The following is a 14,188-nucleotide window of genomic DNA, read 5'->3' on the forward strand; positions in this document are numbered from 1 at the left end:
TGACATGGCAGATATTCGCCGCGGCGGACTCAGCCGAATGACCAAACTGGCAAGCCTGCCCGCAGGTATGGCCGGTCGTGCAGTCCTCGGGGTTGGCAAACGGCTGACCGGAACCTCCGCGGATGAGGTCAACGCCGAACTCCTGGAGAAGGCGGCCGACGAGCTGTTCAATGTGCTCGGCGAGCTCAAGGGCGGCGCCATGAAGGTGGGCCAGGCCCTGTCGGTGATGGAAGCGGCGATACCGCCGCAGTTCGCCGACCCGTTCCGTGAGGCCCTGGTCAAACTGCAGAGCGAGGCCCCACCCCTGCCCGCGGCAAAGGTACATCGCGTGCTCGACGCGCAGCTCGGCACCAAATGGCGCGAACGCTTCCAGTCCTTCGACGACACACCCGTGGCCTCCGCGAGCATCGGCCAGGTGCACAAGGGGATCTGGAAGGACGGCCGTGAGGTGGCCGTCAAAATCCAGTACCCCGGCGCCGACGATGCGCTGCGCGCAGATCTCAAGCTGATCCAGCGGATGACGCCGCTGGCCAAACAGATTGCACCCAAAGCGGATATCGACAGGTTGGTGGCCGAGATCAGCGACCGCATCGAGGCCGAACTGGACTACCGCCAGGAGGCGTCGAACCAGCGCGCCTTCGCCAAGGTCTTCGTCGATGATCCGAAGTTCTTTGTGCCCGCGGTGGTCGCCAGCGCACCCAAGGTGATCATCTCCGAGTGGATGGAGGGGCGGCGACTCTCGAAGATCATCTCCGAGGGCACCCGTGAAGAACGAGACTCCGCAGGCGCCCTGATGCTCGAATTCACGGTGAAGTCCCCAGAAAAGGTGGGTCTGGTGCACGCCGACCCGCATCCGGGCAATTTCATGCTGCTGCCCGACGGACGTTTCGGCATCATCGATTTCGGCGCGGTCTCCGAGCACCCCGGCGGCATTCCGCCGGAGTTCGGTGAGGTGTTGTGCTGGGCTCGAGATGAGCAGTGGGAGCACGTGATCCGGCTTATCAAGCAGCTCGGATTCATGCCGCCGGAGGTCCAACTGTCCGGGGACCAAGTGATGGACTACATCAGGCCGCTATGGCCCTATGTCGATCCGCTGCGCTCGGGCGAATTCCATTTCACCCGTGAGTGGTTCCAGCAGGCCGCGGTGGCGTCGACCGATCTTCTGGACGAGGGATTCACCGAACGATTCAAGCTGGCGCGCCAAATGACGGTGCCGCCGGGCTACGTCATGCTGCTGCGCACGCTCGGCGGAATGATCGGGGTTCTCGTGCAGCTCGGTGCGCACGTGAACTACGCGGCGATCGCCGAAGAATGGATGCCGGGGTTCTTCGAACCCCACGCGAAATCCTCCTGATAACAATGCTCCCCACCGCTAATGGCGATGGGGAGCATTGCTTGGCGGGCCCGACGGCATTGGCGACATGCCGGGTCATGCCGCGGCGGGATCTGCTGCGGGCAGCGAGTTCTTGCGGGGACGACCACGCGGACGCTTACGCGCCACGACGGCACCCTGCTCGAAAATCTCGCCACCCCACACACCCCAGGGCTCCGCGCGGTCCAGCGCAGCGGCCAGGCACTGCGACCGGATCGGGCAGTCCGCGCATAGCGTCTTGGCCCGCTCCAGATCAGCGGGGCTTTCCGCGAACCACAGGTCCGCATCCGCTGCATGGCACGGCAGGACACGCCTTCGGGCCTCCGTTTCGACGGTCATCATGTGTCCGTTCACCTGCTTCCTCTTCGGTTCCTGGTAAAACTGCTGGTCTCGTATCGGTGTCTTGTCGATCGAGATCCGGAACCACGTCTGAGGTTGAGGCTCAAACAAAAGTGGCCACGGATCCCGGTGGTGTCGGGTCCGTGGCCTGGGAGGCGGTTGTGGGGCTACCTAGATGTATCCCCTATTCACGGACGCGACATTCGCGGCTGCGGCGACGACGGCGCGGTGCTTAATGCCGACGGCCGACATGCTCTGGGCCGCCGGCTTGGCAGCGGCGACATGCGTCAGGAGCGACGGCGGAGCGATCGGCAATACGACAAACGCACCATGGGCATCACGCCACAAGGTGTCGCCGTAATTGGTGGGTGTATTCATCGCTCCTCCTTCCGTCTACTCGCACATGAACAGGTCTGCTTAGGAATTCTCACGAATTCCTGACGCCCAGAGTAAAAGGTCATCTATCGGTTGACAAGTTATTTTTGACCTGCGGCGATACTTCAAGACCAGTTTTGTCGAACTGGCATCTTTCCCCGGGATCGGCGGGACCACCCGGGGGCGGACAGATGCCCTATACGCCAGTGAGCAATCGGGATCGAAACAGCTCCAACACCTGATCGAGAGCCGCGCGCGTGGGCTGACCGGGCTCGTCGATGAGATGCTCGGTGACCACCGAATGCGGCGGCATCAGCGAATCGGGGTTCGCGGCCTCGCCCGGCAGTTCGATGGCGATGAATCCATCGCCCAGCTCTTCCCTGAGGAACTCAAACCGTTCGGCCGGAACCAATTTGTCGGTGGTGAAGCGCATACCGAGCACCTTGAGCCCGTCGTGCTGGCAGCGATGCTTGACCTTGTCCAGATCGGCGGGCGAGATATCAATGTTGTGCCGGGCCTTCTTGCTCAGCCCGAACGGCAGCGAGGGCTGTGACAGCACGGGTGCCAGCAGACGGTCGTCCGCGGCCATGGCGAGCGCGTATCCCCCGGTGAAACACATACCGATCGCACCCACACCGGGACCGCCATTGCGCTCATGCTCGTTCTGGGCCAGTGCGCGCAGCCACGTCACCACCGGTGAGCTCTTCCCCGTCGCCAGCACCGTGAACTCACGGCTCACACAGCCGCGGAACATTGACGACAAACCGTAGGTGGCGGTGCGCAACCAGCCATCGGCCTTCGGGTCCACGCTCTGGCCGGGATTGCCGAACAGATGCGGCATGACCGCAGTGCAACCGATATCGGCCACCTTGCGCGCGAAGTTCGCGACCTTGGGGCTGATTCCGGGCATCTCGGCGATCACGATCACCGCCGGTCCACTGCCCTTTCTCAACACGATCTTGGTCTCACCTTCATGAGTGAAGGTGCCTGCTTCGAAATCGCGGAGGTCATCGTCGGCCATGGGGCGAGCCTAGGACGAGATCGCTATCCGCGCTAGACACGTGTTGAACAAGGGATTACGAGGACCTGGCACGTACCAAGCGCAGCACGTCAGGACCGTATTGCTCCAATTTGCGCGCGCCGATCCCGGGAATGGCGACGAGCGCGGCGTCGTCACCGGGAAGCAGTTCGGCGATGGCGATCAAGGTGTTGTCGGTGAAGACAACGAATGCCGGTACCTTCATTTCCTTGGCCGTCTTGAGTCGCCAATCCTTCAGTGCAACAAGGAGTTCCTCGTCAATATCGGACGGACAGCTCTCACAGCGCCGCAGCAGCACCGCCGCCGGCGTGTTCAGTGCCGCATTGCAGATTCGGCAGCGCGCGCCACTACCCCGGCGCCGCGGTGCCACCGTGGCGGAGACTTGCGCGGTGGGAGCGACCCCATTGAGGAACCGCGAATGCTTACGCGTCTTGCGGCCGCCCGCAGCCCGCGCGAGCGCCCAGCTCAGGTTCACATGCACGCGCGCGCGGGTGATTCCGACGTAGAGCAGGCGCCGCTCCTCCTCAACCGGTTCAATATCCCCGGCACGTGACAAGGCATGGGAAATGGGTAGGGTGCCGTCGGCCAGCCCCACCAGGAACACCGCATCCCATTCAAGCCCCTTCGCCGCATGCAGCGAGGCCAGTGTCACGCCCTGCACCGTCGGTGGATGCCGCGCCTCGGCCCGCACCCGGAGCTCACGAACCAGCCCCGGCAGATCCAGCTCCGGCAGGCGCGCGCATTCCTCCTCGGCGAGCGCGACGAGGGCCCGCAGCGATTCCCACCGCTCGCGGGCCTGGGTGCCGTGTGGTTCCTCGGCAGACAATCCCAGTGGTTCCAGAACATCCCGAACTTGTTGTGGTACAGGGATATCTGCGCTTTCGCGGTCCGCCGCACGTTGCAGGGCCACCAGCGCCTGACGCACCTCTTGCCGGGTGAAGAACCCCTCGCCACCGCGCACCTGGAACGGCACGCCCGCCTCGGTAAGCGCCTCCTCGTACACCTCCGACTGCGCATTGATCCGGTACAGCACCGCAATCTCCGATGCCAGAGTTCCGGATTCGATCAGCGCAGCAATGGATTTCGCGACCGATTTGGCCTCCGCCGCCTCGTCGTCATGCTCGGAGAACCTCGGAGCAGGACCCTCCGGTCGTTGACCGATAAGTTGCAGCTTGCTGCCCGCCACCCTTCCTTGCGCGGCCGCAATCACACGGTTGGCGAGCGAAACCACCTGCGGGGTCGAGCGATAGTCACGTTCGAGACGAACCACGGCCGCTTCGGGGAATCGACGGGAGAAGCCAAGCAGATACTGCGGGGTGGCCCCGGTGAAGGAATAGATGGTCTGGTTGGCATCGCCCACGACGGTCAGGTCGTCGCGGGGACCGAGCCACGCATCGAGCACGCGCTGCTGCAGCGGCGTGACGTCCTGGTACTCGTCGACCACGAAACAGCGGTAGCGGTCCCGGAATTCCTCGGCGACGGACTCGGAGTTCTCGATGGCGGCCGCGGTGTGCAGCAGCAGGTCATCGAAATCGAGCAGGGTGGACCCATCGGGCCGGGCCTTGAGTTTCTCGTAACCCGCGTAGACCTTGGCGACCTGTTCGGCCGGGACCGGCGTATCTCGCGTGAATTTCGCGGCGGCGGCCGGATAGGCCTCGGGGCTGATCAAAGAGGCCTTGGCCCACTCGATTTCACCGGCGAGGTCGCGCACGGTATCGGTACTGGTGCTCAGCTTGGCACGGTTCGCGGCTTGGGCGACGATGGTGAACTTGCTGTCGATCAGCTCCCAGCGCGTATCCCCGACCAGCTGCGGCCAGAAGTATCGCAGCTGCCGCAGTCCCGCGGCGTGGAACGTGACGGCCTGCGCGGATCCGACACCGAGATCACGCAGCCGTCCACGCATCTCACCTGCTGCTCGCTGGGTGAAGGTGACCGCGAGGATCTGACCGGGAGCGACATGGCCGGATTCGACCAGGTGCGCGATGCGATGGGTGATGGTGCGGGTCTTGCCGGTCCCCGCGCCGGCGAGCACGCAGACGGGGCCCCGCGGCGCGGTGACAGCGGCGCGCTGCTCGTCGTCAAGACCATCGAGGAGAGAACGCGCCACCGGGCCATCTTCGCAGCAACCGCCGACAACACCGGCCGCTGGCCCCGCTCTCGGCATTGAGACATCTCACATACCCCGACGGAACACCCCAGCGGGGTATGACGTTGAATGCCGATGTGACTACAGCGAGCGACTCCAGTCTCATCATGTACAGCACCACCTGGTGCGGCTATTGCCGTCGACTCGAGACGCAGCTCAAGGCCGCGGGCATCGATTACACCAAGGTGGACATCGAACAGGACCCGGCCGCGGCCGACTACGTCGCGAACGTCAACGGCGGAAACCAGACCGTGCCGACCGTGAAGTTCCCTGACGGCAGCGCGCTGACCAATCCGTCGCTGGCACAGGTCAAGGCCAAGCTCGGGGTCTAGTTCCGCCCGCCAAAGTCAGGCATAGGCCCAGGACTCGACGATCTCCCGGGCGATGGAAATCGACCCGGGCAGCATGAGCCGGGAGTCGGAGGCCGTGGTCCAGTCCCCCGCCTCCAGTGCGGCCCGGATCTCGTCGCGCGTGAACCACTCGGCCTCGGCGATTTCGCCGTCGTTGAACGAGAAGGGCTGCGAGGGGTCGCCCACGGCGTGAAAGCCCAGCATGATCGATCGCGGGAATGGCCAGGGCTGGCTGCCCAGGTATTGCACATCGGTGACGGTGAGGCCCACCTCCTCGGCGATCTCACGGGCCACGCATGCCTCCAGCGATTCGCCCGCCTCGACAAATCCGGCCAGCAGCGAGAACATCCGCTCGGGCCAGAACTTCTGACGGCCGAGCACCGCACGATCACCACCGTCGTGCACCAGGCAGATGACGGCCGGATCGGTGCGCGGAAATTCTTCCTGCCCGGTGGTGGAGTTCACCCGAACCCAACCGCCCTTGGCGGGGGTGGTGGGCGATCCGTCGACGGGGCTGTAGCCGGCGCTGTCATGCCAGGCAAGCATCGCCATTGCCGTGGCCAACAGGGCCGCACTGGTGTCGTCGAACAACTCACCGGAGCGACGCAAGTCCAGCAGCGGTGCGCTGCCATCATCCAGTTCTGCGCGCACGGCCCACACATGGCGACCACCCGGGATGCGTCCCAGGAACACGGCATGCTCCGGCGGCCCGTCGCCGACACGTGCCGCGTCTTCGAGCACCACCTGTCCATCGACAATGTTCACGCGCCCACGGATATCCAGCGTGATCAGTCCCGCCCCGGCCCAACCCTTGGCCAATTCCTCAGGATTGGAACGCAGTTCGTCGGCGCGATCCAGGCCAACGCGCGAGAGCAGGGGGATGTTGCGAAGGCGGAAGGTCATATCAGGCTCCGGCGTTGCGGACGTACAACAGGCGGTCGGATGCCTCAAGGGAATCGACCTCGGGCGCATCCACCCGGTGCAGAGTGCCGTCGCGCACCACACCGAGGACGATGTCCGAGAGATGACGCGGTGAGCCGCCGACCTCGCTGCGCTCCACCTCGCGTTCGGCGATCGCGAACCCCGCCTCGGGGGTCAATAGGTCCTCGATCATCTCGACGACGCGCGGCGTCGAGGTGGCGATGCCCAACAGCCGTCCCGCCGTTTCCGAGGACACCACCACCGAGTTGGCGCCCGACTGGCGCAGCAGGTGGACGTTCTCGGCCTCGCGGATCGCGGCGACAATCTTGGCGTTGGGAGCCAGTTCCCGTGCGGTCAGCGTGACCAGCACCGAGGTGTCGTCCCGGTTGGCGGCCACGATGATCGACTTGGCATGTTGCACACCCGCAAGCCGCAGCACGTCCGATTTGGTGGCGCTGCCGCGCACGGTCACCAGATCCGAGGCGGCCGCGGCATCCAGGGCCATCTGGTCTTCGTCGACGATCACGATCTCGGCCGGGGTAGCGCCGTCGGAGAGCATCGCCTGAACGGCGGTCTTCCCCTTGGTGCCGTATCCGACGACAACGGTGTGGTTGCGCACGCGGGCCCTCCATCGCTGGATCTTCAGTGCTTGACGCGAACGTTCGGTGAGCGCTTCCACCGTGGTGCCAACCAGAACGATCAGGAACAGCAGGCGCAGCGGTGTGATCACGAGGATGTTCACCAGCCGCGCGCCCTCGGTGTACGGGGTGATATCGCCGTAGCCCGTAGTGGAGAGCGAGACGGTGGCGTAGTAGAAGCAATCCAGGAAGCTGAGCGGATCGCTCTCCTCCGGGGTGGCTGCGACGTCGCGGTAACCGCTGCGATCCGCGTACACCACCAGCACGGCGGCGAAGAGCGTACCCACCGCGATGAGGATGCGTTTTCCGATGGCTCGCCACGGGCTGGCCGCATTTTCGGGGATACGCAGCACACCGACGAGAGCGTGGTCTGGCTGTGCGGTCAGCGCCTGGTCGATGCCACGAAACCGCTGGCGGAACTTACCGGCCATATGCCGATCGCGTCCGAGTCAGCGGTTGCACGGGTGTCAATCTACTCACAAGGCGCCCGTGATTCGCGTTGGCTAGCGAGTTGGCGCTGAAGTTTGGTCGGATCTCAATCCCCAGTCAGCTCCGCGAACTCTGTTGCCTGCGGCAGCTCGGGTAGTTCGGCGGGGGCGACCGTGCGCCCCGTGCGCACGTAGTGGAATGCCGCGCTCACCTGTGCGGGATCGATGCCTTGCAACGCCGCCCATGCCTGCCGGTACACGGCCAGCTGCAGGGCTGCGGCCTCCATCTCAACACCCGAAGGCTCGTGACCGGTCTTCCAGTCCACGACGGTCCAGGTGCCGTCGCGAGATCCGAACACCGCGTCGATCCGACCACGGACAATGGTCCCGGCAACGGAAATCTCGAACGGCACCTCGGTCTCGGCGGGAGTTCGGTCCGCCCACTGCGAGGCAAGGAACGCCGACTGCAGCGCCGCCAGATCCTCGGCGTCCTCGAACTCCCCGTAGCCGTCACCCGGAAGATCGTCGAAATCGATCAGGCGTACCGACCCGAAGTGACGTTGCACCCAGGAGTGGAATGCGGTGCCACGGCGCGCTTCGAGGTCCGGACGTGTGGGGCGCGGACGCATCAGCCTGCGTGCCAACGCCTGCGGATCCTTGCGCAGCTCGACGAGGCTTGTCACCGAAAGATGTTGAGGAAGTGTAATTTCCGGACGACGATGGGCTTGCTCACGCTCACGCAGCAGCGCGTCGACATCGGCGGCCCATCCATCGAGATCCTCGTCTTCGTCCTCGGCCAGAGGTGCTGTACCGGCGCGCGCTTCCCGTACCATCTGCGCTCCCGCTTCGATCTCGCTGCGCCGGCCGGCGAGTGGGTCGGCGGGCCATGGTGCTTGGACAGTCTGGTCGAGCATGGGATTGCGCTCACCCGCTGCGGGTGCGGTGACCCACTCTTCGACAGTCCCACAGGGAATACCTTCGGCGGCAGCGTTTTCGATGACATCACGCAACTCGACCAGAAAATCGGACGGTCCCTTGGGCTTGAGTCCGGTCTGGCCCCAATGATGTCCCGAGACAAAGAGCTGCTCGGCTGATCGGGTAACTGCCACATACAACAGCCGGCGCTCCTCATCGATCCGGCGAGTGGCGAGGCTGTCCTTATGCCGCGCGATGGCATCGGAGAGTTGCTTACGGTTCGTGATGCCCTCGGTGTCCAGCTGCGGGACGCCGAAACGATCCCCCAAGGTGGCGCGATCTCCGCGCACCAACGGCGGTAGCTCGGTGGCGCTCGTCAGCCAGGTCGACGCGGCCACACCCGACGGGAACACTCCGGCACTCAGATGCGGGACAGCGACCACATCCCATTCCAGCCCCTTGGCCGAATGCACAGTCAGAATCTGCACCCGCCCCGGGCTGGTTGCGACTTCCACCGGCGTGAAACCCTTTTCGACCTCCCACGCCGCGTCCAGGTATTGCAGAAACGCGGCGATCACCCCAACCGGGTCGCTCTGATCGGCAGCCTCCGCGAAATCGGCGGCGACATTGGTGAACGCGCGCAGCTGTTCCAAGCCACCCGTGCGGCGACCGGCGACGAGCTCGACATCGAGCGCCAACACGCGTTGCACTTCGGAGATCAGGTCGGTGAGCGGCATTCCCAGCCGGGCACGTAACGCGGACAGTTCGCGCCGCAGCGCGCTCAGGCGGGTCCAACCATCCGGCGAATACTGCTCGGGCGCACCGGGATCGCTGATGGCGTCGGCCAGGCACGGAATGTCCGCGTGCTCCCCCACCACGTCGGTGCCGGACCGACCGAATCCCGTCGCGCGTCGCCACAGCACCGCCAGGTCGTGTGCTCCAAGACGCCATCTCGGACCAGTCAACACGCGCAGCGCGGCCGGACCCGCGGTCGGGTCTGCGACGAGACGCAGCATCGCCACGGTATCGGCGACCTCGGGAAGACCGAGCAGACCCGTCAAACCCACCACTTCGACCGGAACACCATGCGCGGCAAGGACCTCTGCCATGGGGGCGGCATCGCTGTTGCGCCTGACCAGCACCGCCGACGACGGCGGACGGTTCCCGCTACGATGCGCCTCCTCGTACACCGAGGCCAGTTTTGTTGCGACCCATTCTCGTTCGGCGACGACATCGCCGAACAGCGCGCAAGCAATCTTGCCGGAGGTAGCGTCCGGCCGGGGACGCAACGGCCGGACCGCCACCGAACGCCGCCTCGCTTCCTCGGACACGGCATTGGCCAGGTGCAAAGCCTCCGGTGGATTGCGCCAGCTGGTGCGCAGTTCCCTTGTCGGCGCGGGCGATCCGTCCGGCAGCGGGAAATCTGTGGTGAATCGGGGCAAATTCGTCGCCGACGCGCCGCGCCAGCCATAGATGGACTGGATCGGATCACCCACTGCGGTCAACGCCAGCTCGGGATCGACGCCCCGACCGAACAAGGACGACAGCAAGATGCGTTGAGCATGCCCGGTGTCCTGGTACTCGTCGAGCAGCACCACGCGGTACCGATCCCGCTGAGTTTGTCCCACGACGGCGTGGTCGGCCGCCAGACGAGCCGACAGCGACATTTGCACTCCGAAATCGAGAACACCGCGGGCACGCATCTGCGTCATCAGCTGTTCTACGATCGCGACGAGCTGCGCTCGTTCACGCTGCGTCTCCACCAGACGCAACAACCACGCACTCGGCCGGCCCTCCCGCTGATAGGGGCCGGGCGGCAGGGTATGAATCAGCTGTTCCAGCTCGTCATGCGAGGACAGCAGATCGCTGGTGTCCACCAGATGCTCAGACAGCTGACCAGCCAACGCGAGCACCTGGGCGGTGACCGCACCGGGCGTCTTCTCCGTATCCAGATCCCCGTCGAAATCGCAGACCAACCGGAACGCCAACTGCCACAACTGCGTTTCGGTCAGCAGGCGCGCACTCGGCTCCATGGGCAGCAGCAACCCGTGCTCGCGCAGCAAGGTTCCGGCATAGGCGTGGTAGGTGGCTATCACCGGATCGGGTTCATCGGCCGTGACGGGCGCCATGATCCCGCTTCCCGCCAGCCGAGCCAGGCGCGATCTGACCCGGCGCAACAACTGGCCCGCGGCCTTGCGGGTAAACGTCAACCCGAGCACCTGGCCAGGGGTGGCGTAACCGTTGGCCACCAGCCACACCACCCGGGCGGCCATCGTCTCCGTCTTACCCGCACCGGCACCCGCGATCACCACCATCGGACCGGGTGGAGCCCCTATCACGGCGGCCTGCTCATCCGTGGGCTCGAAAAGCCCAAGCGCCCTGGATAGTTCGGATGGGGAGTATGCGCTCATGACTGGCACACCGCCTGCCCATCGGCCTGCGCGGGGCAGCACGCCCGCAGCGGGCAGTGCCCGCATCCATCGTTGACCCGGGCAATGAAGATCGGGCCCTGCGTGTTGGCCGCGGCGGTGTGAATGGTCTCGCGCCAGGTGTCCTGGGCGGCGGGGGTCAACGGATCCTGGTGACGTTGCGTGGCACCGTCATCGAGATTCGGTTTCGCGACGTACACGAGCCGGCCGCCGCCCGGCTCACCCGCGGGTTGGCCGGCGATGAGCCCCTCAGCAGCGGCGACCTGGTACGTCGCGAGCTGAGCGTGCTGTTGCGCATCGTCTTTGGTGGCGGGGCTCTTCCCGGTCTTGATATCGATGACGACGGCGCGCCCCTCAGCATCCCGTTCCAGTCGGTCAATGCGGCCGACCAGCCGCACCTGCGGATAGTCCGCGTGCGTGAGCACTCCGTCGACACCGATCTCCCGACCTACCTCAGTGAGTTCACCGCGCGTCGCTACGCGCCACGCACTGAATGCCTCCAGCAGCTCATGATGCCTGTGCAGTTCGTTACGCGCATACCACTGTGACTCGAACGGCATTGATTCCCACGCCTTGTCGAGTTCCCGGCGCATCGTGTCGGCATCTGCGGAATGCTCACCCACGAGCGCATGCACCAATGTTCCGAGCGCCCGGCGCGGGTCCGTGAGGTCAGTTCCGCCGTGCCGTTCCAGCAGCCAGCGCAGCGGGCACGCCATGAGCGTCTCGACGTTGGACGGCGACAAGCGGACCGGACCATCCTCGGCATGCCACAGCGGTGCATCACTACTGATATCGGCCAGCCCATACCAGTATTCGGGATCCGCACCGGCGACACCGGCGTCGGCGAGCCGGGCAAGTTGTCGGGCGGCAGCGCGGCGGCGGGCCTCACTCACCGTGCCGGTGTCCGCGGTGACGACGGCCCGCAGTTCGCCAACGAGGTTCGCAACGGTCAATGCCCGAGACTCCGGTGTTCCCGGACGACGATCCGGCATCACCCACTCCGGATGCGCCGCCATGAGCTCAGCCAGGAAGCGCGAAGCCATCGCGGGACCGCCACCCACATCGGCGTTCTCGTTGTCGACGGCGGTGACGAGAACGCGGCGAGTGGCCCTGCCCACGGCGAGCAACAGCAGCCGGCGTTCCTCGGCCAGCGCCACCGCCGACCCGTCGACATGGGCTACGTGGTCGATGCCTGCCAATACATCCATCAGCTCCTGGGTGCGCAGAACCCCGCCCCGCACCGCCGTGTTGGGCCACAGCCCTTCCTGCACACCGGGGATGGCCACCACATCCCACTGGCGGCCCACGGCAGCGTGCGCACTGACGATGGAAACCGCATCAGGCTCACCGGTCGCGCGCTGACCGGGGAGCGCCAGCGACCGGATGTGGTCGATCAATCCCGTCACACCGATACCCGGTGTGCGCGCCACATGTTCAGATGCCAGGTCGAACAGCGCGGACATCGCGTCGAGGTCCCGATCCGCTTGAGCGCCCAGCGGACCTCCGCGTTGAGACAACCCGTCCCAACGTCGCAGCAGGCCCGACCGGGTCCACGCGGCCCACAGCACGTCGAGGACGCTGGCGCCGGAAGTGACGGCACCATGTGCCGAGGCGATCACTGCTCGCACGCGCCGCAGCGGCGCGGCCTGGATGTCGGTGAGCGCGGCGAGCTGCGTGTCATCGGCATCGACAAGAACTGCACGCAACAGCTCGGCGCTGTTTCCTTCCGCGCCCCGGGCTTCCTGCGCACGCAGCAATTGGCGTCGTAACCGTCTGAGCGCCACCGGATCCACTCGCCCGATCGGACCCGTCACCAGCGTCACCGCGTCCTCGTCGTTCAGTCTGCCTTGTGCGGCGCAGACCGCCAGCAACAGCGCGTGTACGGCGGGAACGGCGGCGATAGGACCGTCATACGACTCCGCGTGCACGGGGACGCCCGCCGACTGCAGCGCACGCCGAAGAGCCGCACCACTGCGCGGTACCGATCTGACGATGACTGCCATCTGAGACCACGGCACACCGTCGATCAGGTGCGACCGCCGCAGCAGGTCGACAACCAGCGACGCCTCTGCGGTTTCTGTGGGCACGGCGGCAAGACGGACGGCGGCCAACGTGTCCTCCGCCCCAGAGATCGTGCGCACCGGCGAACTTCCGGGCAGCCGCCCCGCCACCGCGTTCGCAAGTTCGGCGACCGGTGCGGCGCACCGGTACGAACTGTCGAGCGCGATCGTCATGGCCCCACTGTCAGTACCGGTCTGCAACAGCTGGGCGTCGGCACCACGGAACCCGAACACGGCTTGGTTGGGATCACCCGTAAACACCGACAGCGAGGCTCCCCCCGCCAGCAGCCGCACCAACAGCGCCGCCTGCGGATCAAGATGCTGGGAATCGTCGACGAGCAGAAGGTCGATGCGATCACGTTCCGCGGCAAGAATTGCCGGCTCGACAGCGAAGGTTTCCAGCGCCGATCCGACCAGCTCGGCGGCGCCGAGTGCCGGCACCGTGGCCTGCGGAGCCGCCATGCCCACCGCCGACCGCAGCAGCATGACCTCCTCGTATTGCCGGGCGAGATCGGCGACCGCGACCCACTCCGGCCGATTGTGCCGTCGCCCGATCGCACGAAGCTCCTTGGCGTCCACACCACGTTCGGTGCAACGCGCCATGAGATCTCGAACACCGGTCGCGAAACCGGCCGTCGTCAACGCGGGCCGCAGCGAAGCGGGCCAGCAGCCACCGTTATCTTCAGCATTGCCACACAACAACTCCCGCACAATGCTGTCCTGCTCGGCAGCGGTGATCAAACGCGGCGGCGGATTCCCCTGGCGAGCCGCGTGGGCGGCGAGCACGGCGAAGGCATACGAATGCACGGTGCGGACCATGGGTTCACGGATAGCGATGGACCCTCTGCGGTCGAACACCGCGGCCGAAATCCGGCTGCGCAGGTCGACGCTCGCGCGGGAGGAACCGGTGAGCACGAGAACGGATTCCGGGCGCGCACCCGCGGCAATTCGCGCCGCCACAATGTCGACCAGCAGACTGGTCTTTCCGGTTCCACTACCGCCGACCACCACGAACCGGCCCTGCCGGTCAGGGTCCAGCAGATCCGCTGCGGCGCCGTCCCAGGATCGGGTCGAAGCGGTCGGCGTCGGCATATGCAGATCACAGCACGAGGGTCTGACAAGCGGATCTGACCTGGGTATCCGTTCACGGACAACGGGGAGAACCGTGGCAGGATT

10 protein-coding genes are annotated in these 14,188 nt (G+C 65.7%); 2 read left to right on the forward strand and 8 right to left on the reverse strand.

Annotated features, from left to right (window positions below; genetic code table 11):
- Positions 1-4: 4 nt before the first annotated feature.
- Complete coding sequence (locus DSM43276_RS16670; RefSeq protein WP_078330905.1) at positions 5-1,354, forward strand: ABC1 kinase family protein; 1,350 nt, start codon at positions 5-7, stop codon at positions 1,352-1,354.
- Between the two features lie 75 nt (positions 1,355-1,429).
- Here the strand turns inward: DSM43276_RS16670 and DSM43276_RS16675 are convergent, their stop codons facing one another.
- The 4 genes from DSM43276_RS16675 to DSM43276_RS16690 form a co-directional block, all read right to left on the reverse strand.
- Positions 1,430-1,714 carry a WhiB family transcriptional regulator gene (locus DSM43276_RS16675; protein WP_109556244.1) on the reverse strand — a complete coding sequence of 95 codons (285 nt, stop codon included), beginning with the start codon at positions 1,712-1,714 and terminating at the stop codon, positions 1,430-1,432.
- Positions 1,715-1,882: 168 nt separating this feature from the next.
- Positions 1,883-2,089 carry a hypothetical protein gene (locus DSM43276_RS16680; protein ID WP_078330904.1) on the reverse strand — a complete coding sequence of 69 codons (207 nt, stop codon included), beginning with the start codon at positions 2,087-2,089 and terminating at the stop codon, positions 1,883-1,885.
- A 193-nt stretch (positions 2,090-2,282) separates the two neighbouring features.
- Positions 2,283-3,107, reverse strand: coding sequence for a dienelactone hydrolase family protein (locus DSM43276_RS16685; protein ID WP_078330903.1), 825 nt, complete (start codon positions 3,105-3,107; stop codon positions 2,283-2,285).
- A 55-nt stretch (positions 3,108-3,162) separates the two neighbouring features.
- The gene (locus tag DSM43276_RS16690; protein ID WP_078330902.1) at positions 3,163-5,232 is read right to left on the reverse strand and encodes an ATP-dependent DNA helicase UvrD2; all 2,070 of its coding nucleotides are present in this window, start codon (positions 5,230-5,232) and stop codon (positions 3,163-3,165) included.
- Between the two features lie 98 nt (positions 5,233-5,330).
- On the opposite strand from DSM43276_RS16690, the gene DSM43276_RS16695 reads away from it, so the two are divergent.
- Positions 5,331-5,603 carry a mycoredoxin gene (locus DSM43276_RS16695; protein ID WP_078330901.1) on the forward strand — a complete coding sequence of 91 codons (273 nt, stop codon included), beginning with the start codon at positions 5,331-5,333 and terminating at the stop codon, positions 5,601-5,603.
- 15 nt (positions 5,604-5,618) lie between these two features.
- Here DSM43276_RS16695 and nudC read toward each other — a convergent pair whose 3' ends face one another.
- From nudC to DSM43276_RS16715, 4 genes are all read right to left on the reverse strand, one after another.
- Positions 5,619-6,524 (reverse strand): NAD(+) diphosphatase, encoded by a 906-nt coding sequence (gene nudC / locus DSM43276_RS16700; RefSeq protein ID WP_078330900.1) that lies wholly within the window; start codon positions 6,522-6,524, stop codon positions 5,619-5,621.
- A 1-nt stretch (position 6,525) separates the two neighbouring features.
- Positions 6,526-7,611, reverse strand: coding sequence for a potassium channel family protein (locus tag DSM43276_RS16705; RefSeq protein ID WP_078330899.1), 1,086 nt, complete (start codon positions 7,609-7,611; stop codon positions 6,526-6,528).
- A 104-nt stretch (positions 7,612-7,715) separates the two neighbouring features.
- Entirely contained in the window at positions 7,716-10,934 is a 3,219-nt protein-coding gene (locus tag DSM43276_RS16710) for an ATP-dependent helicase (protein ID WP_078330949.1), read from the reverse strand.
- A complete protein-coding gene (locus DSM43276_RS16715) occupies positions 10,931-14,104 on the reverse strand; it encodes an ATP-dependent helicase (RefSeq protein WP_078330898.1) in 3,174 nt (1,057 codons plus the stop codon). Before DSM43276_RS16715 ends, DSM43276_RS16710 begins: the two co-directional genes overlap by 4 nt.
- Positions 14,105-14,188 lie beyond the last annotated feature (84 nt).

Source organism: Mycobacteroides salmoniphilum (assembly GCF_004924335.1).
Lineage (GTDB): Bacteria > Actinomycetota > Actinomycetes > Mycobacteriales > Mycobacteriaceae > Mycobacterium > Mycobacterium salmoniphilum.